The following is a 25281-nucleotide window of genomic DNA, read 5'->3' as shown; positions in this document are numbered from 1 at the left end:
AGAATAAAAGCATATGTCGCTATATTTTGCATAAAAATTTGGATATCATGTCTTTCTATTCGAGTTATCTAGGTTAATGATTTGTTGCAAGTTTATGAGCGTGATGCTACTTTGTTCCAAATTAGATGGGCGGAGTCCCGTAAAGCAGTGAAAAGACACAGGGAGTTAAGCGCATGAATGATGTACCAGCGCTAGATATAAAAAACCTGCACAAAACGTTTGGACAAAACGAAGTCCTAAAGGGTATTTCTCTTGCCGCGCACAAAGGCGACGTTATTTCTATTATTGGCTCTTCCGGCTCAGGCAAGAGTACTTTTCTTAGATGTATTAATCTATTAGAGACACCAACAGCCGGAGATATCTGGGTAAATGGTGAGCTCATTCAGATGAAAAATAACCGCTCTGGTGAACCCGTTCCTGCCAACGAAAAACAAGTTCAGCGCATTCGATCACGTCTTGCTATGGTGTTCCAAGGTTTTAATCTTTGGTCGCACTTAACCGTGTTAGAAAATGTTATTGAAGCGCCTGTTCATGTTCTAGGGGTGCCAAAATCTCAGGCTATTGAAAACGCAGAACTATTACTCAAAAAAGTCGGTTTATACGAGCGTAAAGACTATTACCCAGGTCATTTGTCTGGTGGTCAGCAACAGCGTGCCGCTATCGCACGTGCCCTGGCGGTAGATCCAGAAGTCATGTTATTCGATGAACCAACGTCTGCACTAGATCCCGAGTTGGTCGGAGAAGTGCTCGGGGTGATGAGAGATTTGGCAGAAGAGGGGAGAACCATGTTAGTGGTGACGCACGAGATGGCTTTCGCTCGTGATGTGTCGAGTCATGTCATGTTTCTTCATCAAGGATTGGTTGAGGAACAAGGTGACCCCGCTCAGTTGTTTACCAACCCAGAGTCAGAGCGTTTAAAACAGTTTATCTCTTCTATTTACTAGAATCTTTTCAAGTACGAAGGATCGAGTACAAGGTTTTTTGAGCGGCACTCTTCTGCCTCTTGAAATAAACACAACAAACAATACGAAATAAAATATAAATCACAGGAGTATGGAAATGAAAAAGTGGTTATTAGCAGCAACGCTTGCTGCAACAGCAGTGTCCGGAATTGCACAAGCGAAAGAATGGAAAACCGTTCGTTTTGGCATTGAAGGCGCCTATCCTCCATTTAGCTGGACAGAAACGGATGGATCTTTGAAAGGCTTTGATGTCGATATGGCGAATGCCTTATGTAAAGAAATGCAGGTTGAATGTAAGATCGTTGCGCAAGATTGGGATGGCATCATTCCTTCACTGTTGGCGCGCAAATACGATGCAATCATTGCGGCTATGTCAATTACCGACGAGCGTAAAAAGAAAGTCGACTTTACTGGCAAATACGCACTGATTCCAAATAAATTCATTGCTAAAAAAGGCGCAGGTCTGGACTTTGACAATCTAGACGGTAAGAAAATCGCGGTTCAACGTGCGACAACGCATGACAAATACTTGACTGATAACTACGGCGATAAAATTGATATTGTACGTTATGGCTCTTTCGATGAAGCATACTTAGACCTTGCCAACGGTCGTGTTGCCGCAGTATTGGGTGATGCATCAGCGTTAGAAGAAGGTGTGCTGAAAAAAGAAGGTGGCGATGCGTATGAGTTCGTTGGCCCATCACTAACAGATCCGAAATGGTTCGGTGAAGGTTTTGGTATTGCGGTGCGTAAACAAGACAAAGATCTGACTCAGAAACTTGATGCTGCGATTCTATCTTTACGTGAGAAAGGTGTTTACCAGGAAATCGCAAGTAAATACTTTAACTACGATGTTTACGGCGAATAAGCGGTAAACAAGCGACCGTTGGCTTGTTCCTAGAGGTAGCCAGCGGTCGATTTTTTTAGTCTAGGGACTAGGAACTCACCTATGCTGGATTTGCAAGGATACGAAGCGTCCATTTTTCATGGCGCTTTATTAACCATCGAAGTCGCCGTACTTTCTCTGTTACTTGCGGTGGTTTTAGGCATGTTGGGTGCACTCGCCAAACTGTCATCTTATAAATGGGCAAAAGCTGTTGCCACTCTCTATACCACCATTATCCGTGGTATCCCAGATTTGGTTCTGATGATGCTGATTTTCTTCGGTGGGCAAATACTTTTAAATAACAGCCTTTATTCTATCAATGAGACGCTAAATGGGTGGTTTGCGTCTAGCGACCCAAATCATGAATGGACATCATACTTACCAGATTATATTGATGTCAGTCCTTTCATCGCTGGTGTTTTGACCATAGGTTTTATTTTTGGGGCCTACATGGCGGAAACGTTTCGTGGCGCGATCATGGCCGTCGACAGAGGTGAACTCGAAGCTGCGAAAGCCTATGGCATGAGCGGGGCTATGTCATTCAGAAGGATTCTGTTACCACAGATGGTGCGTCACGCATTGCCTGGCTTTGGAAACAATTGGTTAGTGCTTCTTAAAACCACTGCACTGGTCTCAATTATTGGCTTAGAAGATATGGTGAGGGTCAGTTCTTTAGCGGCGGGCTCGACTAAAATGCCATTTACGTTCTATATGGCGGTAGCCATTATATTTTTATTTTTTACCAGTGTATCGACAGGCTTACTCAAGCTTGTTGAGCGTAAATTCAGTATTCATACGAGGTAAATTATGGACTTTTCACTGATTATTGAAAGTTTCCCGATTTACCTTAACGGTCTTTGGACAACAGTTTGGTTGGTAGGTATTTCACTGGTCATTGGGTTGTGTGTCTCCATTCCAATGGCAATCGCTAGAAACAGTAAGAACTATTTATTGAGCTTTCCATCTTGGGCGTTCATTTACTTTTTCCGTGGGACCCCCTTACTTGTACAGTTGTACCTTATTTATTACGGGATGGACCAGTTTTTCCCTGTGAAGGACACGCTCTGGGAGAACGCGTGGTTCTGTGCACTTGTTGCGTTTATTTTGAACACGTCGGCTTACACTTCGGAGATCATCCGAGGAGCGATTAATGGTTTACCTATAGGTGAGGTTGAAGCCGCGAAAGCTTATGGGATGAGTCCGTTTATGACTTATCGCCGCATCATCTTACCGAGTGCGCTTCGAAGAGCGTTACCTGCCTATTCAAATGAGGTGATTTTCATGCTTCATGGTAGCGCAGTCGCTGGGATTATCACGATTATGGACTTAACTGGTGCCGCTCGATTAGTGAACTCACGCTACTACGCGCCATTTGAGTCATTTTTAACGGCTGGGTTGTTCTATATGATGCTGACATTCATGATTTTGTGGTGTTTTAAGCAAGCTGAACGACGCCTACTTGCTTATACGAGACCGCTGAGTTAAGTCGGAAAGTAAACGAAGAGCGCCATTGCGGCGCTCTTCGTTATTTTTAGCTCGTAAGCGCAAGGTTATCGCTTGCAAGCGTAAAGTCTATTCAAATGTTGACCAGATTGGCGCGTGATCAGAAGGCTTTTCTATCCCGCGCAGTTCGTAATCAATGCCAGCGTCAATACACTTCTCCGCAAGTGATGGTGTCGCTAGAATAACGTCAATACGCAGACCACGGTTATCATCGAACCCACGTGAACGATAGTCAAACCACGAAAATTGATTGTTTACGTCTGGGTATAGATTGCGAAACGTATCTTCAAACCCCCAATCAAGTAAAGTCTTTAGCCACTCACGCTCTTCTGGTTGGAAAGAGCATTTGCCCGTTTTTAACCAACGTTTGCGGTTCGGTTCTCCAATACCAATATCTGCATCGATAGGGCTGATATTAATGTCACCCATCACAATTAACTGTTCATCGTTGCTGTGGTGCTCATTCAAATAGGTCATCAAATCCATGTAGAACTGTCGCTTATATGGAAATTTAGTTTCATGGCTGATGTTGTCGCCTTGAGGGAAGTAACCATTTAATACGGTTACTTTCTCGCCATTCTCATCTTCAAAAGTTGCCATGATCATGCGCTTTTGATGCTCTTCGTTGTCCGTTGGGAATCCCTTCTGAACATGAATCGGCTCTTGCTTACACAGCATTGCGACGCCGTAATGGGCTTTTTGACCATGAAAGTACACTTTGTAGCCCATCGCTTCAACATCTTGAAGTGGAAACGCCTCGTCATGAACTTTGATTTCTTGAAGACCAATTACGTCTGGCTGATGCTTATCGATAATTGCTTGTAGCTGGTGGAGTCGTGCACGTAGTCCATTGATGTTAAAGCTGATGACTTTCATTATTTATCCTTCTAATGGGCATATTTGTCGTAAATGGTGTTCTGGCGCGTTTGTTCCAAAAACGGTTATTGTTTCAAAAACGGTAATTGCTCAAAAAACGATTCGCGCTTGCGTAGCCACAACGCTAGCGTTGACTAGACAACTTATTTTCTAGATCCGTTTGTACTATTCTCAGCGCTTTTAATGCGACTTGAGGATCGATCTCGTTTGATTCTAATAAATAGATTAAATCCACGGCAAGTTTGACTTCTTCCGGGGCATTTTCTAACGGCGAGGTAGGTTGATCAGACATATTACTGATGTTTTTCCCTATAAGTAATTTGGTTTTCTAGTTTGAGTAATGCCGCTTCACAGCGCGCCAATCTTTGCTCGGTAGCCAGCAGCACTTTTTGGGCCTCAGCACGCTGAAAACTTGTTGCACTGGCCAGAGCGCGCTCTTTATCCAATACCATTTCGCGCAATCGTCGTGCCCACTCCTGATGTTGGGCAAGCTCTTGATATAGTGCGTTGATTGGTTTTCGGAAGTGACTACTGTGCTTGATCTCATTTTTGCGTATTTTTGTGGTTGAGATTTCGCGCTGCATCGCGCTGATTTGAGCAACTAAACGTTCGGTCAGGTACTCAGCCCTCTGAGAAGTGAGCATATTCTCAGCTTGTTCACGCAAAATTGTCGCTAACGTCGCTTTCGCTTCTTTAACGCAAGGCGTTAGCAATCGTGACCGACAACTGAACAGGCGTTCGTCAAATAGCGGGACATGATGTTCTCCACGTTGTCGATCTAATACCGCGGCCAGCTTAGCCATGTGATCTAAATTTTGTGAAAGTTGCTCTATGTTCATGCCAAACCTACAAACCAAGCCTCATACGCGAGCTTTATGGCGAGAATGCTAACAACGGTAACAAATACAGGGCGAATAAACTTAGAACCAAATCGAATTGCGGAATGCGCCCCAACAAATGCACCTGCCATTAAGCACACGCCCATGGTTAAGCCTAGCACCCAGTTTATGTGGCCGAGTAGTGCAAAGGTGATCAGAGAGGTAAAGTTACTGGTGAAATTCATTGCTTTGGCGAGACCAGAAGCCAACAGAATGTTGAGACGATAGAGCGCCATTGAACTCACTGTCCAAAAGGCGCCGGTCCCTGGTCCTGCTAAACCATCGTAAAAGCCGATGGACAGTCCCTGCAAATACTGCTTTTTATTTAACAAAGGACAAGGCTCAGGAATAGGGCTTTGATGAGTGGATTGGGGTGTTTTATGAAAAACAGTATATAAAGCAGCAGCCAGAATGATTAGTGGCAGCACTTTTTCTAACCAATCTGTACTGATGGCATCGACACAAAGTGTACCTAAAGTCGCCCCAATCAGTGTGGCTATAAATGCTCGACCCCAGCAACGTGGCTGGAATAAACGCTTTCGGTAATAGGTAAAAGCTGCCGTCGAAGAGGCAAAGGTTGCTGCAAGCTTATTGGTGCCAAGTGCAATGTGAGGAGGCAGACCTAAAGAAAGCAGTGCAGGTACTGTGAGCATGCCACCACCACCGGCGACCGCATCAATGAATCCAGCAATAAAAGCGACGAGCGCCAACACCAACAACATGGTTGGCTCAATCATTTCCATAAATGGTTATTCTTCTAATATTCGATGTTACGTTTAAATGGTGGCAGAGAGTCAATTAAGGCTTGGCCATAGCGTTTTGTGACGAGGCGTCGATCAAGAATGGTTACTCTACCAGAATCTCTCTCTTTGCGCAGCAGCCTGCCGACACTCTGAATCAGCTTCTTACTTGCATCTGGAACCGTAATTTGCATAAACGGATTGCCGCCTTTCTTTTCTATATATTCAGAATGCGCTTGTTCTACCGGCGAGGTCGGAACGCCAAACGGGATCTTGGTTATGACTAAGTTTTCAAGTAACTCTCCTGGTAAATCAAGACCTTCCGAAAAACTACCGGTACCAAACAATATGCTAGTTTTATTTTTTTCTATCAATTTTTTATGTTTTTTTAGAATTTCTTGACGTGAGCTTTCGCCTTGTACTTGCAGTGCCCAACCTTTCTTTATAAAACCCGCTGAAAGCGCTTCAGCGACTTGGTTCATTTGCCAATAAGAGGAGAATAGTACTAAGTTTGCTTTATTGTCCTGCAAATACTTAGGCAAAATCTCGATAAGATATTCAGTAAATTGAGGGGCGGGTGGCTCATACTTCATTTTTGGAATAAGTAGCTCCGCTTGATTCTGATAATCAAACGGAGACGCTAGTGCTAAAAATTGCGTGCCTGACTCAGGTTTCGCATCGACCCCTACTTGGTGGCAGAAGTAGTGAAATGAATTGAGCGCGCGCATGGTCGCTGATACCAGTACCGCACCAAGGCATCGGCTCCAGATTTTCTGATCCAACTGCCAACCAATTTCTAAAGGAGAAACGCTAACGATGAAGTCGCCTTCCCGATCAGGATGGGTTTCGAGCCACCTTGCTAATGGGGCGCCTTTTTCCCGGGTTGGCTCTGCCATCAAATGCCAAACTTGGGCTAAGTTTTCCAGTCTTTGAATATAAAAGCCTAATTCTGCTAATGCAGGTTCAGCAATTCGATTCGCTAATTCGCCATCTTTTACTTTTTCTGCGATCAGATCCGCTATTTTGGCGACACTTTGGTTGGCCTTTTTGCTGGCTTGTTTCAGTTCTTTTGACTGGTTTTCGAGCCATGAGGGGAGTTCTCCGTGTTCGAAGCGATAAATGCCTTGCTCGAAATGGACGGGATCAAACTGCTTTGTTAATTGAGTCAGCGCTGGTATTAAATCCTGCACCGATTCTTGCAGTTCATTACGAAAGCGAGAGACACGCTTTTCGTCTGCTAACGCAGAAAATTTACTGATCGATTGATTCAACTTCTCTAACCACGCAGCGGCACCTTTTAAACTCGCAGAGGCGGAGGCATGGTCGCGTGCGACATGAGGCAAGTGATGTGCTTCATCAAACACATAAATCGTATTTTCTGGTTCGGGTAAGATGATCCCACCCCCCAAATCTGCATCGGCCATAACCAACGAATGGTTGGCGATGATGACGTCATTTTTGTCTAACTCTGAGCGAGCTTTTTGAAACGGGCAGCCACGATGTGAGGGCATACTGTTATTACAGCTGTGCTTATCACTGACGATCAGTTGCCACAGTTTATCGTCGATAGGTTTAGGCCAAGAATCTCGGTCGCCATCCCATTTGCCTTGTGCAAGGGAACGGTACATGGTGCCGAGTAATTCAATGTCTTTCTGTTTAGGTTTGGTTTCAAACATCGCCAACTGACCGCCATCGACGCCACTTGCGGAAGCCAGTTTTTCAGCGCAGCAATAACGCTGACGACCTTTTGCCAATATAAATGAGAACTCTCTATCAGTTAGACGACGAAATAGCGGCAAATCTTTATTCATCAACTGTTCCTGTAGAGCGACCGTTGCGGTAGATATCACCACTTTACGGTTGTTGTGAACAGCAACAGGTATCGCTGCCATAAGATACGATAAAGACTTACCAATTCCGGTTCCGGCTTCAGCGACCAGTATACGATTGGACTTATGGTATTGACCGCAAAGCGTCTTTGCTATTTCTGCAACAAGATAATTTTGCGCTCTTCTTGGCACAAAGTTATCGAGTTGGGCTTGCAGGTTTTGGTAGCTCGTGCGAATCGATTTTTGAATGTTACTGGTCAGCATGGGGGCCTCAAATGCGTTAGAGGCGCATAGTAGCACACATCACTAGATGTTCTGTAGTTCACAAAATTGAATGCTTTTCTGGATAATGTCGATCTTGTTCACAAAAAAATATTGAACCTTCCAAGAATTGATATAATTTCACTGTGTGAAAAATATAAAACTTCACATGCCGCATGTAGTTGGGGTTTTGTGTTTTAAGGTTTTATTTTTTTTCTGTATTTTAGTGAAATATTCTAATTTGTTCCGTGTGATTAAATTTTTAAAAATTGAGAAAACTGCTCATAAGTTAGCCCTCCGCAGTGTGAGTTTGTTTTTATCTTTATGAAAAATAAGATTTTTTTGTTTTTTTATGTTCTGATTTATAAAATTTGACAGCCAGAATAATCTCTTGCAATCTTATCCGCAGATTCTAGGAATGAATTGTTTTAACAAATAGTTAAAGGTCATTACCTAGATAAATAAAAAAAGGGAACCGGAAAAGGATATCCCGAACTAAGAAAAGGCAGTGGATTAATTATGAAAAAGACTCTATTAGCATTAGCAGTTGCAACTGTTTCTACTTCTGCGCTTGCAGCAGGTAACATCTACGATGACGGCACTACAGCATTCAACGTAAAAGGTGAAATCGATACTTACGTAAGTACTGCTGAATCAACAACTACAGCAGCAGGTGTGAAGACTAAAAACACTTCAGATCTTGATGTAGACCTATGGGCAAAAATCCAGATTGATGCAACGCACAAGCTAAACGATAGCGTAACTGCATTCGGCTCTTTCGAAATCCAAAACGGCAACGGTTTCGATGGCTGGAAAGGCATCGTGGCGGACGATAATTCAATGCAGACTGATGACCTTTACTTCGGTTTCAACATTGGTGACAACTTCGGTATCGCAGCGGGTGAAATTGGTGACTTCGGTGACTCTCTAGACGCAATCACGCTAGATAACACTAACGAAGGTTTAGGTTACATGGATGACTTCGTAAGCTCTCTAGAGTCTGCTGGTCACGCTATCTCTATGAAGTACACCACTGGCGGTCTTAAGTTAATCGGTGACGCTTACTTCTCTTCAAAAGAAGACGAAGATGTAGCGTACGGTGTGTCTGCTGAATACGCATTCAACGATGCATTTAAACTAGGCGCTACTTACCAAGATCAAGGCAACCGTGGACTTGGTGATGATCATCAAATCATGGGTGCTAAAGCTGGTCTTACTCTAGGTAACTTCGGCGCGGCAGTAAACTACGTATTCGAAAACATTGACGGTGCTTCAGACCTAGATACAATCTCTGCTGCTCTTGACTACAAACTTGACAAAGCACGTCTATACACTTCATTCGGCTTCACTGACGGTGATAACGATGAAGAGATCAACTACTACACAGTTGGTGCTGATTACGCAGTGTCTAGCAACCTCCTAGCGTTCACTGAATACACTAATGCCGAAGACAAAGCTGACAACTCTAACAAAGTTGAAGGTGACGGTTTTGTTGCAGGTATGTACTACACATTCTAATCACTTGATATCAAGTTGAATGTACTCCAAAGGTCGCATTTATGCGGCCTTTTTGATTATATTGACAAGGTTTAAGAGTTATACCCAACTAAGCTCAAATATTGAACGAGCAACGTAAAGAGCATTCGTAACGTTAGTGTTGCGAGCCCCGAGGTTATTTGGGTATAAAGCTTAATGATAAAAAAGGGTTAAATCATGAAACGCACAATCTGGACTTCGATTTTAATGGCGCTTTCCGCGTTGAGTTTGCCGAATGCATATGCCAATACCGATTCGTTGACGGAACTGGATGCAGCCCAAGGGGTTGAGATTCTATTTATTAATAGCCAAGATGCAAAACAGATGGATGCCCCGTTCATGCTGACGACGGGAACAAACCAAATCGTATTACGAATGAATAAGATGTTGGGTCGGGGCGATCAGCGTGGTAATTTTACCTCAGCACCATACATTCTTACTTTGGATATTAATGGCGGCGAGCTGGAAATCGATGGTCCGCAACTCAACGATGTCCTGCAAGCTCGAAGAATGTTTGAAGGTGATAAGATCGATTGGAATGTAAGCTTAAACGACAGTGATGTGGCGTACGAACAGGTTAAAATGGCGGGTAAGAAGGGGACGTTTCCGTACTCTAATCTTGACGAACAACTGGCGATTTACAACGCAGCCAATGGCATCGGTTTCGCGGGCACTGCCAGTGCACCAGTGGTGGCAACGAGTATCGCCAATGGCACTCAACAAGCAACTCAATCTGCCGCTCAAGATAGCCTGAATATGCAAAAATCGAAAATGTCGTATTTAAAACTGTCGCCATCAGAGCGTAAAGCGTTTCGTAAGTGGTTGGTTGATCAGCAGTAATACTCTCGGCCTCATTCGTAAATCTAATTTTAACAAGCCAGTTGCGTTAGCGGCTGGCTTTTTCGATATAGAAGCTGGCCTAAAGCGCTATCTCTTGCCATTCCCCAGGTTTTAGAGCCCCCAAAGTAACGTCACCCATGGAGTAACGTATCAGTCGTAGAGTAGGGAAACCTATGTGGGCTGTCATACGGCGGACTTGGCGGTTTCTTCCTTCAATAATCGTTATTGCCAACCAGGTAGTAGGAATATTGGCTCGAAAGCGCACGGGAGGTGTTCTTGGCCAAATATTGGGTTCAGCCATCACTTCAACTTTGGCAGGCAAGGTCATTCCGTCTTTGAGCTCCACACCTTCGCGTAATCTATTTAGATCTTGCTCTTGAGGCGCACCATCGACCTGAACCCAATAGGTTTTAGGCGATTTCGATTCAGGTTGTGTGAGCTTGGCTTGCAAAATACCGTCATTGGTCAAGATCATTAAGCCTTCACTGTCGCGGTCTAATCGACCTGCCGCGTACACATCTTTCACCGGGATATAATCTGCAAGGGTTTTGCGACCTTGTCCGTCGGTAAATTGGCTTAACGTATCGTAGGGTTTGTTAAAGACAATTACTTTACGATCTTTTGGATCAATACGTGGTTTGTTTGTTGTGCCAGTGCGGGTAGCCCGTCTACGGTGTTTTGTTTGTGTTTCTGAACGACTTTGGTGTCCGGAACGTTTTAAATGCTCTGCTTTTGGCTGGTTCGTGCGGTGGCCTTTTCTTTGGCCAGTACGAGATGACATGTTAACTACCCTGCAAAAATGTAAATGAACTGTGTTTGAAAGTTTTAAATTTCCTTATGATCAGATATCATTTGCGCGCCTAAAACTTACAAAACGCACGAAATGATAGACTATTTCGTGACAATTGTTTAATTATATAACGGCACTCAAGGATTCAGAATCACTACAACGAAGAGTGCAACGCATGTAGCGTTAGCGAGGAGAAACGCACCACTAACGTATTTCAATGCGCCAATTTCACCAACTCAGACGCTGAGTTGATCAACCAACCAGTTGATTAAAAAAATATAGGGAAATTTCATGCCTACAGAAAAGCCTACAATTATCTACACCATTACTGATGAAGCACCGGCGCTAGCAACTTACTCACTGTTACCAATTATCCAATCGTTTACTGCGTCCTCGGGCATCAACGTAGATACTCGTGATATTTCACTTGCAGGTCGTATCATCGCCAGCTTCCCAGAGCACCTAAAAGAAGAGCAACGTATCGGTGATGCGTTAACTGAGCTTGGCGAACTGCTAAAACGCCAGAAGCAAATATCATTAAGCTACCAAATATTTCAGCATCGATTCCACAACTACGAGCGGCAATTAAAGAGCTACAGGCGAAAGGTTACGATCTACCTAACTACCCTGACGAACCGAGCACTTACGAAGAGAAAGCGATCAAAGCCGCTTACGATAAGATCAAAGGCAGTGCGGTAAACCCCGTCCTACGTGAAGGTAACTCTGACCGTCGTGCTCCGTTATCTGTCAAGAATTACGCGAAGAAAAACCCACACTCAATGGGCGCATGGTCTGCCGATTCAAAGTCACATGTTGCAAGCATGTCTGACAATGATTTCTTCGGCAGTGAAAAGTCGACTACGATCTCAGGTGCAACTGAAGTAAAAATCGAATTTGTTGGCGCAGATGGTGCGGTCAAAGAGCTAAAACCAGCATTTCCACTGTTAGACAAAGAAGTCATTGATACTTCTGTAATGAAGAAAAAAGCATTAGTTGAGTTCTTTGAGAAAGAAATTGCCGAAGCGAAAGCACAAGACGTATTGCTTTCCCTTCACATGAAAGCCACGATGATGAAAGTGTCTGACCCAGTCATTTTCGGCCATGCTGTCAAAGTTTACTACAAAGACGTGTTTGATAAGTACGGTAAGCTCTTTGAAGAGCTAGGTGTGGACGTCAACAACGGTATTGGTGATGTTTACGCAAAAATTGAATCTCTACCAGCAGACCAAAAGGCAGAGATTGAAGCGGCACTTCAAGCGGTTTATGAAACCCAGCCAGAACTCGCGATGGTTGACTCTGATCGAGGTATCACTAACTTACACGTACCAAGCGACATCATTGTAGATGCATCTATGCCAGCGATGCTTCGTTCTTCTGGCCAAATGTGGGGACCAGACGGTAAGCAAAAAGACACCAAAGCGATGATTCCTGATCGTAGCTACGCAGGTATTTATCAGGCGGTTATCGACTTCTGTAAACAACACGGCGCATTCGATCCAACGACGATGGGTAGTGTGCCAAACGTTGGCTTAATGGCTCAAAAAGCAGAAGAGTATGGTTCACACGATAAGACGTTTATCCTAGACGCAGCTGGCACTGTACGTGTTGTTGACACAGCTGGTCAGGTTCTTCTTGAACAATCTGTTGAAGAAGGTGACATCTTCCGTATGTGTCAGGTGAAAGACGCTCCAATCCAAGACTGGGTGAAGTTAGCAGTGACGCGTGCGCGTGCGACTGGTGTGCCAGCGGTATTCTGGTTAGATGAAAATCGTGCTCACGATGCAGAGCTGATCAAGAAAGTGAACGCATACCTGCCAGAACATGACACAGAAGGTTTAGAAATCAAGATCCTATCACCTGTAGACGCTTGTCAGTACTCACTTGAGCGTATGAAAGCGGGCCAAGATACGATTTCTGTCACTGGTAACGTATTGCGTGATTACCTCACTGACCTATTCCCAATCCTTGAGCTTGGTACATCTGCTAAAATGCTGTCCATTGTACCGCTAATGAACGGTGGTGGCTTGTTTGAAACGGGAGCTGGTGGTTCTGCACCGAAGCACGTGCAACAAGTAGAAAAAGAAAACCACCTTCGTTGGGATTCACTAGGGGAGTTCTTAGCATTGGCAGCATCGCTAGAACACTTGAGTGTGACAACTGGTAACGCTAAAGCACAAGTTTTGGCGGATACGTTGGATAAAGCGACGGGTGAATTCTTGGACAACAACAAGTCACCATCACGCAAAGTAGGTGAACTTGATAACCGTGGTAGCCACTACTACCTAGCAGCATACTGGGCTAAAGCACTCGCTGAACAAACTCAAGACACTGATCTTGCAGCTGAGTTTGCACCCATTGCGAAAGCATTAAGCGAGCAAGAAGAAGTGATCGTTACAGAGCTTAACAATGCACAAGGTGTGAAAGGTGAGTTAGGCGGCTACTACCAGCCTGACAACGCTTTAGCGGCCAAATTGATGCGTCCTAGTAACACTCTGAACGCGATCATCGATAAGTAATCAGTGATGAGCACATGGATCGTTGATTGGTGTGCTTTATCTTAACTTTTGGTTGCTGAATGAAGAACTAATAAAAAAACCCGCTACTGTATTGCGGGTTTATTCTTCTCTAAGCAAAAGCAAAACCACCGATTGGTGATCCGCGAAACCCGAGAACAATCATTTTGTTTGTCGAAATGTGTTTATTTAGCTTGGTCTTCTATCGGCACGACGGCACTAGCGTGAGAGCCTTTTGGACCTTTTTCTATCTCATAGGAAACTTGTTGCCCTGCTTTCAGAGTACGATAACCTTCCATTTGAATGGTCGAGTAGTGGGCAAAAATATCCCCTTCCTCTTCATCTGAACAAATAAAACCAAATCCTTTGGCGTTGTTAAACCACTTTACTGTACCTGTAGCCATGCTATTACATCCCTCATGCATTGATATTTTTACTACCCCAAGTACGAATTTACTTGGTACTACTGTTAGCTAGTGCTAACTCATCAAGTCGATGCCTAATACCGTATTTCCGCTAGGTGCTCAACCTGCATACCCAGAGTGAGGATTTATGCATCAACATCTTCCACTGTAGTCAATGAATTGAGACAGTCAATAGTGATATGCTACAAATTGAAACAATATCGCCAACAAAATGCATATAATATTAACAATTTTGCAAACGATAGTTTTGTAATTAATGATTATTCAGTGCTTAATACTCATGTTGACCTCTTTTTAAAGTAACCTATGTCGCTATGCTGTTCCAAAGTAGAAAAATAATCTGGCTAAATAGTAAGCGGGTGGCTCATAAGTTCTATCGATTTTATGTTGAAAAATGTGAACTCATCCCCCAAAAAGTTGTAGGGATAAGCAAGGATGTTAGTGGGGAGATAAGACAGGCCTTTTCCCGCCAAAGAGGGCGCTTTTTTATTTGCGCCCTACGACGACGTAGATTAGTCTCTATAAAAGGGTAGATTGATTTTCGAGATGAGTGGTCCGTACACTTACTACAAGAAAAAACTACTAGAAGAAAAAACGTACCGGGCGTTCACTTTATTCGTCAAAGTTTAATTTAGGTGCTACATCTCACTACACCGAGCTTCATCCTTGTGGTAGATTGTTTTTATAGGTCGAAACCATCAACCCTTTGATACGATATCTTTGAATTGCCATGAGTAAAAATTTTGAATGGGTCACTCCAGACTCTGATCTTCTGGAGCGAGAAAGTACAAAAGTACAGCCGCCAAAGCTCTACAATGTTGTACTGAATAATGATGACTACACACCTATGGATTTCGTCATAGAGGTACTAGAACGATTCTTTTCACATGATATTGATAAGGCGACTCAAATCATGTTAAAGGTCCACTATGATGGAAAGGCAGTTTGTGGCACATACAGCGCAGAAATTGCCGAAACCAAAGTAGCGCAAGTCACGATGTACGCGAGGGAAAACGAACATCCGTTACTTTGTACTATGGAGCAAGCGTAAAAGAAGACTTGCTCGAACAACCCTAGTTGTTTTTTCGGGAGGTACTTATGCTAAACAAAGAACTAGAGTCAAGCCTTAACAGTGCATTTGCTCGCGCTCGTGATAAGCGACATGAGTTTATGACTGTTGAACACCTCCTACTCGCATTATTAGAGAATGATGCAGCTAAGGAAGCCCTATTAGCGTGCAAAGCTGATCTGGATGCTTTGCGCAACGAACTCGATATTTTTATTGATCAAACAACCCCTCTAATTCCTGAAGCCGACGAAACGCGAGAGACTCAGCCAACATTGAGCTTTCAACGTGTACTACAACGCGCGGTCTTCCATGTTCAATCGTCGGGTCGCAATGAAGTGACCGGTGCCAATGTACTCGTTGCTATTTTTAGTGAACAAGAATCTCACGCCGCCTATTTGCTCAAGAAGAACGACATCTCCCGACTCGATATTGTTAACTTTATCTCCCACGGAATTACAAAAGCATCGGGTGCGAGTGAAGACCCGTCTGCGCCAGATTCTTTTAGCTCCGATAGTGTTGAAGAGGGAAGCTCGGAAGAGCGCTTAGAAAGCTTTGCCACCAATCTAAATCAACTTGCTAAACAAGGTCATATCGACCCACTGATTGGTCGAGACAAAGAGCTAGAGCGAACCATTCAAGTTCTGTGTCGACGTCGCAAAAATAACCCTCTGCTTGTCGGTGAAGCCGGCGTGGGTAAAACCGCTATTGCAGAAGGCTTAGCATGGAGAATCGTAGAAGGGCAAGTCCCTGAAGTGATTGAAAACAGTGTTATCTATTCTCTTGATATTGGCTCTCTACTTGCGGGTACCAAATATCGAGGTGATTTTGAAAAACGTTTTAAAACGATTTTGAAACAACTCGAGAAAGAAGACGACGCCATTCTGTTTATTGACGAAATTCATACCATCATCGGCGCTGGTGCAGCGTCTGGTGGACAAGTGGACGCAGCGAACTTGATTAAGCCTCTGTTAAGTAGTGGTAAGCTACGCTGCATTGGCTCAACAACGTATCAAGAATACAGCAATATTTTTGAGAAAGAGCGTGCGCTCTCACGTCGTTTCCAAAAAATTGATGTTGTTGAACCGTCCCTAGATGATACGACAAAAATTCTGATGGGATTGAAACCAAAGTACGAAGCTCACCACGCTGTGCGTTACACAAATAAAGCGTTGCGAGCCGCGGTGGAGCTTTCAGCCAAGTATATTAATGAACGCCACCTACCAGACAAAGCTATCGATGTCATCGATGAAGCGGGAGCTCGTAGCCGTTTAGCACCTGCGAGTCGCCGCAAAAAAACCGTTGGTGTGGCTGATATCGAAGCCATGGTTGCGAAGATGGCACGAATTCCAGAGAAGTCGGTCTCTTCATCAGATAAAGATATTTTGAAGAACCTCGACAGTAAAATGAAGATGCTAGTCTTTGGTCAAGACAATGCAATTGATGCTTTGTCTGAAGCCATTAAGCTGACGCGTGCTGGTTTAGGCGTTGATAATAAACCAGTCGGCTCCTTCTTGTTTGCTGGTCCTACTGGGGTGGGTAAAACAGAGGTGACAGTTCAATTATCCAAACTGCTTGGTATTGAACTGCTTCGCTTTGATATGTCCGAATATGGGGAGCGTCACTCAGTCAGCCGCTTAATCGGCGCGCCTCCGGGTTATGTAGGATATGACCAAGGTGGCTTGTTAACCGATGCGGTTATCAAACATCCGCATTCCGTCGTGCTGTTAGATGAAATCGAGAAAGCGCACCCAGATATCTTTAACTTGTTACTGCAAGTGATGGATAACGGTACCTTGACCGATAACAATGGTCGCAAAGCGGATTTCCGTAATGTGATTCTGGTAATGACCACGAATGCTGGCGTTGCGGAAACTGAGAAGAAATCGATCGGTTTAATCCAGCAAGACAACACGCACGATGCGATGGCTGAAATTAAGAAAGTGTTTACACCAGAGTTTCGTAACCGTTTGGACAACATTATTTGGTTTAATAGCTTGGACGAAAGCGTTATCCACCAAGTTGTCGATAAGTTCATCGTTGAACTGCAAGTCCAATTAGATGCTCGTGGCGTATCGATGGAAGTTTCTCAGGACGCTCGTCATTGGTTGGCTAACAAAGGTTACGACAAAGCGATGGGTGCTCGTCCGATGGGGCGCGTTATCCAAGAGCAGCTTAAGAAACCGTTGGCCAATGAATTATTGTTCGGTGCCCTTGTGGATGGTGGGACAGTGAAAGTGACGCTGGTTAACGACGCTCTGGAGTTCGAATACTTGAGCGAAAAAGAAGCAGCCATGCACTAAGCTCTAGGTCTTTAATCATGATAAAAAGATGCGATTACTCGCATCTTTTTTATTGAGTTAAAGTTGGAATTTGTAATGGTTATTCGTGCTTCGGTAGGGGAGCAGGTTGCAGATTTTGATTCGTATAGAATATGGATAATAAAAAACGGAGCCAATGGCTCCGTTTTTTATTGCATCCGAAAATCAGAGATTAACGAGCGCGGAAGACGATGCGGCCTTTTGACAGGTCGTATGGAGTCATCTCTACAGTTACTTTGTCACCCGTTAAGATACGGATGTAGTTCTTACGCATCTTGCCAGAGATGTGAGCAGTCACAACGTGACCGTTTTCAAGTTCAACACGGAACATAGTGTTTGGTAGAGTGTCAAGGACCGTACCTTGCATCTCAATTACGTCTTCTTTAGCCATTTAATCCTCTTTAGAAATTAGGCAATATTAGCGGGCGCTATTTTGCCGCTAAATAGTAATTATGTAAAGTTGTGGCGTATTCTACCCTTGCCAACGCTGATTTACTAGCCTTTGGTGGCGCTGAAAACGTGTTTTGTAATTCATTGCTGGACATTCATCAATCTGATAACCCAAATAGAGCCACTGCTGCTGGTTGATTCGACAGTTTTTGATCTGTTCAAGAACGGCTAATGTCCCCAGAGAAATTGGCAAATCGGGGTCATAAAAGGTGTAAAACGCACTGGAACACAGATCCATGCAATCCGTCACTGCGACTGCCACTAATTGCCCTGCCTCAGTGTAACCGTGTAAGTATTGCGTGGTTAGCCAGTCTGTTTGGGCGAAACGAGCAAAATCGTCACGCTTGGGTGGATACATTGTGCCGTTTTTATGGCGCTGGCAGATATAGCGGCTGTAAAGATCAAACCAGTCATCATCCATTTGAGGTTTCATTTCCCAATGTAAGTGCTTGGCTTTGTTGATTAGCCGCTTCTGACTTTTCGTCGGTGAGAAGTCTTGAATCGCAATTCGAATTGGTTGACATGCGGAACAGTGCTCACAGTGCGGTTTGTATATGGTGTTGCCACTTCGACGGAAACCATTTGCCAGCAAAATTTGGTAATTTTGACTGTTGTGCAACTCGTCATCCAGTGCTACGGCCACACGTTCTTGTTGGTTTTGTAGGTAGCTGCAAGGATGTTGATTAGTTAATCCGATGCGAATGTGCTTAAGATCCGTACTCATAGGGTCAAGTTCCGCAATATTTGTGGTTTAAACGTATTGGGCAATGTCTGCTTTTCTCTTAAAGATAGTAGCTTTTGCATGAACTCATCTCGTTCAATCTCAAATGCGCCTAAGGATGCTAAATGAGGGTTCATTACCTGGCAATCGATTAATTGACCGTGGTTTGACGCTAAATGGTCACACAAATACCACAATGCAATTTTAGAAGCATTGTCCTTTAAACTAAACATCGACTCGCCGCAAAATAGTTGCCCCACGCTTATACCGTATAAGCCACCAATGAGAGCATTGTCATGCCATACTTCTACTGAGTGACAATGGTTGAGTTGTCCCAGTTTGATGTAGGAGGCTTGCATTGCTTCGTTCAACCAGGTCTCTTCGATTGGACGTGTCGACGAGCACAACTGGATAACCTTTTCTGTAGCTTGATTCAACGTGACAGTATATTGATGTTTGCGTTGAAACTTTTTAAGACTTTTAGAGGGACTAAAAGTGAGTGGATCAAATACCGCTCGAGGAGAAGGGCTCCACCATAATATAGGTTCACCAGGGCCATACCAAGGAAATATCCCTTGTTGATAACCTTTTAGAATCCTCATCGGGTTGAGGTCACCACCAAACGCCAGCAAGCCGTTGGGCTCATTCAGTGCGTCATACGGTGAAGGGAAGTTGAACGAGGCATCAAGTTCCGTCAAATAAATTGCCATAAAGAAGTGAACACCATCAACGAAGTCGTACCAAAATTAGAGCCAGAGGAAAATCTGATGACCCAAGTAAAAAATATTTTCAACGTTTGTCTTGTGATCATACTGTTTTTATCGTTCCACGCCAATGCAGCCTATGAAAGAAATGTGGCTAAGCCAGTGAATCAAGTCGTGTATGGGAAAGTTGAGACGATCCGTTACATCACTCAGCAACAAGTGGTCCAATCCAAAGCAAATGGCTGGAAAACCTTATTGGGTGCCACTATAGGAGGATTAGTCGGTAACCAGTTTGGCGGTGGGACAGGGAGAGAGGTCGCCACTGCTGTTGGCGCATTAGCGGGGGCCGCTGTTGCGCAAAACCAAGGACAGCAACAACATACAATAGAGTACAAGCTGGTGGAACTGCTGATTCGAGTAAAGGGGGATAAACTTATCAACGTCATTCAAGACGTGGATAAAAACATGTTGTTTAGCCAAGGCGATGACGTGCGTATCTTGTATTTCGATGATGGAGTAAGGGTTGATCTAGCGTATTGAGAGAATATTGGGTTGAAAGAAATTATCCAAAAATTAGCACAGATTTACTCTGGTTTTGTCTACGCTTTTTGGTTAGTCTGAATTCACGAAGAATTGTTTAGCTCTCAACAAACATGCTGTGTGAGAGCACAAAGGATTATCTACTTTCAATGGAAAGCCTAACGTTACAACCTATCAGTAAAATCAACGGGGAAGTAAACCTTCCTGGATCAAAAAGTGTCTCTAACCGAGCTCTGTTACTTGCTGCTCTTGCAAAAGGTACGACTCGCCTGACCAACCTATTGGATAGTGATGACATCCGCCACATGTTAAACGCACTATCCGCATTGGGTGTTCAGTATCAACTCTCGGAAGATAAAACCGAGTGTGTTGTGGAAGGGCTAGGACGAGCGTTTTCGGTTTCTGAACCTGTTGAGCTATTTTTAGGCAATGCCGGAACGGCAATGCGTCCATTAGCCGCAGCACTTTGTTTAGGTGAAGGAGAGTATGTTCTGACTGGTGAGCCTCGAATGAAAGAGCGCCCAATCGGTCATTTGGTCACAGCTCTAAAGCAAGCGGGTGCTCATATTGAATACCTAGAAAATGAAAATTACCCACCATTGAAAATAGTCGGCACTGGCTTAAAGTCGGGAAGTGTATCTATTGATGGCTCGATTTCTAGTCAATTCCTAACCGCGTTTTTGATGTCTGCACCACTGGCGGAAGGTGAAGTTAGAATTCATATCGAAGGTGAGTTAGTTTCTAAACCTTACATTGATATTACGCTGCATATTATGAAGCAATTTGGTGTCAATGTGATTAACAACGACTACCAAGAGTTTGTCATTCCTTCTGGTCAGCACTATATTGCTCCTGGTGATTTTTTGGTGGAAGGTGATGCTTCTTCTGCTTCCTACTTTTTGGCCGCTGGTGCGATTAAAGGTGGCGAAGTAAAAGTCACTGGTATTGGCAAAAACAGTATTCAAGGCGATATTCAGTTTGCGGATGCTTTAGAAAAAATGGGCGCAGAAATTGAGTGGGGTGATGACTACGTTATCGCACGTGCTGGTCAGCTCAAAGGCATTGATATGGACTACAACCACATTCCTGATGCTGCAATGACCATTGCGACCACCGCCGTGTTTGCACAAGGTACAACGGCGATCAGAAATGTGTATAACTGGCGAGTAAAAGAAACTGATCGTTTGTCGGCGATGGCGACAGAATTACGCAAAATCGGTGCAGAAGTGGAAGAAGGTGAAGACTATATCATCGTGAAGCCAGTGTCTCAGTTAAAACACGCGGCCATTGACACTTATGATGATCACCGTATGGCGATGTGCTTTGCACTGATCGCGTTAAGCGATACGCCTGTGACCATTAACGACCCTAAATGTACCTCGAAAACTTTTCCAGACTTCTTCGATAAATTGCAATCACTCAGCTGCTAATTGTTGAAATTGGAAAAAGTAAAAAAAGCCAGAGTGTAAAGAACGTTCTGGCTTTTTTATTGGTTGTCTTTGTTTTATGTCAACGCGTGAGCGTAAACTCTTTTGACAGATGATGGGCTAGATACTTAAACATGTTGAATACAGCCGTTGTGTTGGTTGTTGGCAGTCCTTTTTCATCAAGGAAGTATTCCCCTTTAAAAACAAGAACGTCATCTTTTTCCTCAACACTCGTTGCACGCATTCCTTCGATATAATCATCGTGTTCTTGAATGATTTGGTTCGCGATTAGCAGAAGATCAAACTCTTCAATAAACTTTTTCTCGGACATAACTTCCCCGTCATTGATTATAATGTCTACACCCGAATGACTCTCAATGGTTGCCAATATCTAAGCAAGCTAAGTCATTTTCGCTGAGGTGAGCACTTTAAATCTATTTGGCGTTATAGGACAGGAAAATATTTTGTGATGCATAACAAACTTTATCGCATTGGATTAGCAGTGATAAACTTTGCCTGTTTAGATGGCAGCATCAGTACCTTTCACAATATGTCTTTCAGAGATACCTAAGTGACTTCAAAGTGCCAGTGACCTCAGGTATTGGTGTTAGTGCAGCAATCTTGCGTCAGCTCGAAGAAAATTCCAATTTGGGTCAGTTTGCGACTTAAACCACGTCACCCCTGTCAAACCGTGTGTTTTGAGGTTATTTAGGTATATAGAGACGATGAATTGTCAACCAATTGGAGCTTAATTTCAAAAAAACCAGTTGATCTTCTTTTCATCTCGCACAATAGTAAAAAAAGAAGCAATGTAATAGAACAGCATGCGGAAAACTCTTTAGTTGGGGTTTTTACCTGCATTTTTATGAAGGACGTTAGAGTCAGTTATGGGTAAATCACTCGTTATAGTGGAGTCACCGGCCAAGGCAAAGACAATAAATAAGTACCTTGGTAAAGACTTTATTGTTAAGTCTAGTGTTGGTCATGTTCGTGATCTGCCTACGGCTGGTCAAAGCACTGGTGAGAAAAAAGCGCCTGCCATCTCGACAAAAGGGATGAGCGCTGAAGAAAAAGCACGTGTTAAAAAAGAAAAAGACCGTAAAGCACTGATCAAAAAAATGGGGATTAACCCATATCATGACTGGGAAGCGAACTACCAAATCCTTCCGGGTAAAGAAAAAGTCGTCAATGAACTACAAAAACTCGCCAAAGACGCTGATTGCGTTTATCTCGCAACCGATTTGGACCGCGAAGGGGAAGCAATCGCATGGCACCTTCGTGAGATCATCGGTGGCGATGAAGAGCGATACAAGCGAGTCGTATTTAACGAAATTACGAAAAATGCTATCCAACAAGCTTTCCAGACCCCTGGTGAGTTGAATATGGATGGGGTTAATGCCCAGCAAGCGCGCCGATTTATGGACCGAGTGGTGGGCTTCATGGTGTCTCCACTGTTATGGAAAAAAGTCGCACGCGGACTCTCAGCAGGTCGTGTGCAGTCGGTTGCAGTAAAATTGCTGGTCGAGCGTGAGCGCGAAATCAATGCGTTTGTACCAGAAGAGTTTTGGGACATTCACGCCAATACTAAGACTAAAGATAAATCGGACTTCAAACTTCTTGTCGCACAAAAAGACGGAGTGGCGTTCAAGCCTGTTAACGAAACCGAAACTAAAGCCGCGATGTCTGTGTTGGAAAACGCGAGCTACGAAGTTTGTAAACGCGAAGACCGCCCAACAAAAAGTAAGCCATCCGCGCCTTATATAACATCTACGTTGCAGCAAGCCGCGAGTACGCGTTTAGGCTATGGCGTTAAAAAGACCATGATGCTGGCACAGCGCTTGTACGAAGCGGGTTACATTACCTATATGCGTACAGACTCAACAAACTTAAGTTCTGAGGCTGTTGACGCTGTACGTGATTTTATCGGTTCCGAGTTTGGTGGTAAGTACCTGCCCGCGAAACCCTTGACGTACGGTAGTAAAGAAGGGGCTCAAGAAGCGCACGAAGCGATTCGTCCTTCAAGTGTTGATGTGAAAGCAGAAGATCTTCAAGGTGTTGATTCAGATGCGCACAAACTGTATGCGTTAATTTGGAATCAATTTGTGGCCTGTCAGATGACGCCAGCGGAATATGATTCTACAACCATCAGCGTAAAAGCCGATGAGTATACGCTTAAGGCAAAAGGCCGTATCCTTAAATTTGATGGTTGGACGCGAGTACAACGTCCAATGGGTAAAAACGAAGATACAATCCTTCCTGCAGTGCAATTAGGTGATAAGTTGAACCTAGAATCACTCGAACCAAAACAGCACTTTACCAAGCCTCCAGCGCGTTTTACTGAAGCGGCATTGGTTAAAGAGTTGGAAAAACGAGGGATTGGCCGTCCGTCAACTTACGCGTCTATCATTTCCACAATTCAGGATCGCGGTTACGTAAAAGTCGATCAACGTCGATTCTATGCTGAGAAAATGGGTGAAATCGTCACCGATCGTCTCGACAGCAGTTTCAATGATTTAATGAACTACGACTTTACTGCGCGAATGGAACAAAAACTCGACCAAATCGCAGAAGGTGAGGTGAATTGGAAAGCGGTACTGGATAATTTCTTCAGTGACTTTACCGGTGACCTTGAAAAAGCCGAGCTTGATGAATCTGAAGGCGGCATGAAACTCAACCATATTGTCATGACGGATATCGAATGTCCGACATGTGGTCGCCCAATGGGAATTCGTACGGCCTCTACTGGAGTGTTCCTTGGCTGTTCTGGCTATGCACTACCACCGAAAGAGCGTTGTAAAACCACCATCAACTTAGGTGACGAAGAGGGTGTTATTAATGTCCTCGAGGAAGATGTTGAAACGGCTGCGCTACGTGCGAAAAAGCGTTGTCCAATTTGTGAAACAGCGATGGACGCCTACTTAATCGATGATAAACGTAAGATGCACGTTTGTGGTAATAACCCGAACTGTGAAGGCTATGTTGTCGAATATGGCGAGTTCAAAGTCAAAGGTTACGATGGACCTGTTGTCGAATGTGACAAATGTGGTTCAGATATGGTGCTTAAGAATGGTCGGTTTGGTAAATACATGGACTGCACCAGCGAAACCTGTAAAAACACGCGTAAAATCCTAAGAAACGGTGAAGTCGCGCCACCAAAAGAAGATCCGGTACATTTCCCTGAGTTACCTTGCGAAAACTCGGACGCGTACTTCGTTCTGCGCGATGGCGCATCTGGGCTGTTTATGGCTGCGAGTAACTTCCCGAAATCTCGTGAAACTCGTGCTCCTTTGGTCGCTGAATTAGCACAATATGAAGAACGTCTTCCTGAGAAGTTCAAATACCTCGCTACTGCGCCGCAAGAAGATCCAGATGGTCGTCCGACTGTCGTCCGCTTTAGCCGCAAGACGAAAGAAAACTATGTTCGCTCAGAGGAAGACGGTAAGCCAAGTGGTTGGACTGCTCTGTACGTTGAAGGTAAATGGGAAATTACCGATAAGCGTAAAAAAGCGAAAGCGTAAACACTACATTCAATATTAGGCTATTTGAACGCCCAATTATTAGGGCAGCGATATCGCTGCCCTATTTTTTATCGTTGTTGTCTAAGCGATGATGTTCAAATCCTATCCTCACCAGAAGATGACTGCTGCGGGTGGAAACCATTTTTTGAATCACCTTCAAACCTTTAGATTGTCCTCAGTCATTTAATAGTCATATCCAAGCGCTAGTCTTAAAGTGATCAACTCTTATCTTTGAAGGTGGGTATCCATCACATTTTGGGAGATTAATTCTAAAAATAAAATAAGTGGCTTTGCTTAGCGTTTCGATAGTGCTTAAGTGATTTATGTGTATAACGATATGATATTTAATGCTTTTATTATTATTAAAATTTATAAATATACTTTTTGAAAGTTAAGGCATCATAATGTTTTAACATGTTTGAGGTGTATCAATCGCTATCAGTGCTAATCTTATATATAGATAAAGAAAAAAAGCAGTAAAGGTTGGCAAAGATG

Annotated in this window: 22 protein-coding genes and 1 pseudogene; 12 read left to right on the top strand and 11 right to left on the bottom strand. The window is 43.8% G+C overall.

The features are described from left to right. The first annotated feature begins 173 nt into the window (after nt 1–173). From SU60_RS06995 to SU60_RS06980, 4 genes are all read left to right on the top strand, one after another. Complete coding sequence (locus SU60_RS06995) at nt 174–944, top strand: ABC transporter ATP-binding protein (RefSeq protein WP_041154887.1); 771 nt, start codon at nt 174–176, stop codon at nt 942–944. A gap of 115 nt (nt 945–1059) precedes the next feature. Next, a complete protein-coding gene (locus SU60_RS06990; protein ID WP_041154886.1) occupies nt 1060–1830 on the top strand; it encodes an ABC transporter substrate-binding protein in 771 nt (256 codons plus the stop codon). A gap of 81 nt (nt 1831–1911) precedes the next feature. Continuing rightward, on the top strand, nt 1912–2652 hold the full coding sequence (locus tag SU60_RS06985) for an ABC transporter permease (protein WP_041154885.1): 741 nt from the start codon (nt 1912–1914) through the stop codon (nt 2650–2652). 3 nt (nt 2653–2655) lie between these two features. Continuing rightward, nucleotides 2656–3333 (top strand): ABC transporter permease, encoded by a 678-nt coding sequence (locus tag SU60_RS06980; protein WP_041154884.1) that lies wholly within the window; start codon nt 2656–2658, stop codon nt 3331–3333. An 87-nt stretch (nt 3334–3420) separates the two neighbouring features. Here the strand turns inward: SU60_RS06980 and xthA are convergent, their stop codons facing one another. From xthA to dinG, 5 genes are all read right to left on the bottom strand, one after another. Next, on the bottom strand, nt 3421–4227 hold the full coding sequence (gene xthA / locus SU60_RS06975) for an exodeoxyribonuclease III (protein ID WP_041154883.1): 807 nt from the start codon (nt 4225–4227) through the stop codon (nt 3421–3423). A 124-nt stretch (nt 4228–4351) separates the two neighbouring features. Next, nucleotides 4352–4519 carry a pleiotropic regulatory protein RsmS gene (gene rsmS / locus SU60_RS06970; RefSeq protein ID WP_041154882.1) on the bottom strand — a complete coding sequence of 56 codons (168 nt, stop codon included), beginning with the start codon at nt 4517–4519 and terminating at the stop codon, nt 4352–4354. A 1-nt stretch (nt 4520) separates the two neighbouring features. Continuing rightward, entirely contained in the window at nt 4521–5066 is a 546-nt protein-coding gene (locus SU60_RS06965) for a primosomal replication protein (protein ID WP_041154881.1), read from the bottom strand. After that, on the bottom strand, nt 5063–5848 hold the full coding sequence (locus SU60_RS06960; protein ID WP_041154880.1) for a sulfite exporter TauE/SafE family protein: 786 nt from the start codon (nt 5846–5848) through the stop codon (nt 5063–5065). Before SU60_RS06960 ends, SU60_RS06965 begins: the two co-directional genes overlap by 4 nt. A 14-nt stretch (nt 5849–5862) precedes the next feature. After that, the gene (dinG, locus tag SU60_RS06955) at nt 5863–7938 is read right to left on the bottom strand and encodes an ATP-dependent DNA helicase DinG (RefSeq protein WP_041154879.1); all 2076 of its coding nucleotides are present in this window, start codon (nt 7936–7938) and stop codon (nt 5863–5865) included. A 516-nt stretch (nt 7939–8454) separates the two neighbouring features. Here dinG and SU60_RS06950 point away from each other — a divergent pair. Both SU60_RS06950 and SU60_RS06945 read left to right on the top strand, forming a co-directional pair. Next, nucleotides 8455–9453, top strand: coding sequence for a porin (locus SU60_RS06950; protein ID WP_041154878.1), 999 nt, complete (start codon nt 8455–8457; stop codon nt 9451–9453). A 195-nt stretch (nt 9454–9648) separates the two neighbouring features. Beyond that, nucleotides 9649–10311 carry a DUF2057 family protein gene (locus SU60_RS06945; protein WP_041154877.1) on the top strand — a complete coding sequence of 221 codons (663 nt, stop codon included), beginning with the start codon at nt 9649–9651 and terminating at the stop codon, nt 10309–10311. A gap of 79 nt (nt 10312–10390) precedes the next feature. Here SU60_RS06945 and SU60_RS06940 read toward each other — a convergent pair whose 3' ends face one another. Next, on the bottom strand, nt 10391–11092 hold the full coding sequence (locus tag SU60_RS06940) for a pseudouridine synthase (RefSeq protein ID WP_041154876.1): 702 nt from the start codon (nt 11090–11092) through the stop codon (nt 10391–10393). Nucleotides 11093–11392: 300 nt separating this feature from the next. Between SU60_RS06940 and SU60_RS06935 the strand changes: the two are divergent. After that, nucleotides 11393–13617 (top strand): annotated as a pseudogene (locus SU60_RS06935) (NADP-dependent isocitrate dehydrogenase). Nucleotides 13618–13799: 182 nt separating this feature from the next. Here SU60_RS06935 and cspD read toward each other — a convergent pair. After that, complete coding sequence (gene cspD, locus SU60_RS06930) at nt 13800–14018, bottom strand: cold shock domain-containing protein CspD (protein ID WP_041154875.1); 219 nt, start codon at nt 14016–14018, stop codon at nt 13800–13802. 751 nt (nt 14019–14769) lie between these two features. On the opposite strand from cspD, the gene clpS reads away from it, so the two are divergent. Next, the gene (clpS, locus tag SU60_RS06925) at nt 14770–15090 is read left to right on the top strand and encodes an ATP-dependent Clp protease adapter ClpS (RefSeq protein WP_041154874.1); all 321 of its coding nucleotides are present in this window, start codon (nt 14770–14772) and stop codon (nt 15088–15090) included. Between the two features lie 47 nt (nt 15091–15137). Continuing rightward, a complete protein-coding gene (gene clpA / locus SU60_RS06920) occupies nt 15138–17408 on the top strand; it encodes an ATP-dependent Clp protease ATP-binding subunit ClpA (protein ID WP_041154873.1) in 2271 nt (756 codons plus the stop codon). 190 nt (nt 17409–17598) lie between these two features. Here the strand turns inward: clpA and infA are convergent, their stop codons facing one another. From infA to aat, 3 genes are all read right to left on the bottom strand, one after another. After that, nucleotides 17599–17817: a translation initiation factor IF-1 gene (infA, locus tag SU60_RS06915; protein WP_001040192.1), complete on the bottom strand. Its 219-nt coding sequence runs from the start codon at nt 17815–17817 to the stop codon at nt 17599–17601. 81 nt (nt 17818–17898) lie between these two features. Next, nucleotides 17899–18600 (bottom strand): arginyltransferase, encoded by a 702-nt coding sequence (locus tag SU60_RS06910; RefSeq protein WP_041154872.1) that lies wholly within the window; start codon nt 18598–18600, stop codon nt 17899–17901. Further along, nucleotides 18597–19307 (bottom strand): leucyl/phenylalanyl-tRNA--protein transferase, encoded by a 711-nt coding sequence (aat, locus tag SU60_RS06905; protein WP_041154871.1) that lies wholly within the window; start codon nt 19305–19307, stop codon nt 18597–18599. The genes SU60_RS06910 and aat overlap by 4 nt, the downstream gene beginning before the upstream one ends. Nucleotides 19308–19364: 57 nt before the next feature. Here aat and SU60_RS06900 point away from each other — a divergent pair, with 57 nt between their 5' ends. Together SU60_RS06900 and aroA are read left to right on the top strand one after the other, a co-directional pair. Continuing rightward, entirely contained in the window at nt 19365–19841 is a 477-nt protein-coding gene (locus tag SU60_RS06900) for an outer membrane lipoprotein (protein ID WP_041154870.1), read from the top strand. A 149-nt stretch (nt 19842–19990) separates the two neighbouring features. Continuing rightward, nucleotides 19991–21271, top strand: a complete 1281-nt coding sequence (aroA, locus tag SU60_RS06895; protein WP_041154869.1) for a 3-phosphoshikimate 1-carboxyvinyltransferase — start codon at nt 19991–19993, stop codon at nt 21269–21271. A 79-nt stretch (nt 21272–21350) separates the two neighbouring features. Here the strand turns inward: aroA and SU60_RS06890 are convergent, their stop codons facing one another. Continuing rightward, complete coding sequence (locus tag SU60_RS06890; protein WP_041154868.1) at nt 21351–21599, bottom strand: YciN family protein; 249 nt, start codon at nt 21597–21599, stop codon at nt 21351–21353. A 556-nt stretch (nt 21600–22155) separates the two neighbouring features. On the opposite strand from SU60_RS06890, the gene topA reads away from it, so the two are divergent. Continuing rightward, nucleotides 22156–24786, top strand: coding sequence for a type I DNA topoisomerase (gene topA, locus SU60_RS06885; RefSeq protein WP_041154867.1), 2631 nt, complete (start codon nt 22156–22158; stop codon nt 24784–24786). Nucleotides 24787–25281 lie beyond the last annotated feature (495 nt).

It is taken from the genome of Vibrio mytili (assembly GCF_000830505.1).
Lineage (GTDB): Bacteria > Pseudomonadota > Gammaproteobacteria > Enterobacterales > Vibrionaceae > Vibrio > Vibrio mytili.
This window is presented reverse-complemented; position numbering and strand designations above follow the sequence as displayed.

Coding starts and splice junctions, on each gene's coding strand:
- SU60_RS06995 (WP_041154887.1), top strand. CDS start 174: ATGAATGATGTACCAGCGCTAGATATAAAAAACCTGCACAAAACGTTT.
- infA (WP_001040192.1), bottom strand. CDS start 17,817: ATGGCTAAAGAAGACGTAATTGAGATGCAAGGTACGGTCCTTGACACT.
- SU60_RS06910 (WP_041154872.1), bottom strand. CDS start 18,600: ATGAGTACGGATCTTAAGCACATTCGCATCGGATTAACTAATCAACAT.
- SU60_RS06960 (WP_041154880.1), bottom strand. CDS start 5,848: ATGGAAATGATTGAGCCAACCATGTTGTTGGTGTTGGCGCTCGTCGCT.
- SU60_RS06965 (WP_041154881.1), bottom strand. CDS start 5,066: ATGAACATAGAGCAACTTTCACAAAATTTAGATCACATGGCTAAGCTG.
- SU60_RS06990 (WP_041154886.1), top strand. CDS start 1,060: ATGAAAAAGTGGTTATTAGCAGCAACGCTTGCTGCAACAGCAGTGTCC.
- xthA (WP_041154883.1), bottom strand. CDS start 4,227: ATGAAAGTCATCAGCTTTAACATCAATGGACTACGTGCACGACTCCAC.
- SU60_RS06950 (WP_041154878.1), top strand. CDS start 8,455: ATGAAAAAGACTCTATTAGCATTAGCAGTTGCAACTGTTTCTACTTCT.
- rsmS (WP_041154882.1), bottom strand. CDS start 4,519: ATGTCTGATCAACCTACCTCGCCGTTAGAAAATGCCCCGGAAGAAGTC.
- dinG (WP_041154879.1), bottom strand. CDS start 7,938: ATGCTGACCAGTAACATTCAAAAATCGATTCGCACGAGCTACCAAAAC.
- SU60_RS06980 (WP_041154884.1), top strand. CDS start 2,656: ATGGACTTTTCACTGATTATTGAAAGTTTCCCGATTTACCTTAACGGT.
- SU60_RS06890 (WP_041154868.1), bottom strand. CDS start 21,599: ATGTCCGAGAAAAAGTTTATTGAAGAGTTTGATCTTCTGCTAATCGCG.
- aat (WP_041154871.1), bottom strand. CDS start 19,307: ATGGCAATTTATTTGACGGAACTTGATGCCTCGTTCAACTTCCCTTCA.
- topA (WP_041154867.1), top strand. CDS start 22,156: ATGGGTAAATCACTCGTTATAGTGGAGTCACCGGCCAAGGCAAAGACA.
- aroA (WP_041154869.1), top strand. CDS start 19,991: ATGGAAAGCCTAACGTTACAACCTATCAGTAAAATCAACGGGGAAGTA.
- SU60_RS06945 (WP_041154877.1), top strand. CDS start 9,649: ATGAAACGCACAATCTGGACTTCGATTTTAATGGCGCTTTCCGCGTTG.
- SU60_RS06985 (WP_041154885.1), top strand. CDS start 1,912: ATGCTGGATTTGCAAGGATACGAAGCGTCCATTTTTCATGGCGCTTTA.
- clpS (WP_041154874.1), top strand. CDS start 14,770: ATGAGTAAAAATTTTGAATGGGTCACTCCAGACTCTGATCTTCTGGAG.
- SU60_RS06940 (WP_041154876.1), bottom strand. CDS start 11,092: ATGTCATCTCGTACTGGCCAAAGAAAAGGCCACCGCACGAACCAGCCA.
- cspD (WP_041154875.1), bottom strand. CDS start 14,018: ATGGCTACAGGTACAGTAAAGTGGTTTAACAACGCCAAAGGATTTGGT.
- SU60_RS06900 (WP_041154870.1), top strand. CDS start 19,365: ATGACCCAAGTAAAAAATATTTTCAACGTTTGTCTTGTGATCATACTG.
- clpA (WP_041154873.1), top strand. CDS start 15,138: ATGCTAAACAAAGAACTAGAGTCAAGCCTTAACAGTGCATTTGCTCGC.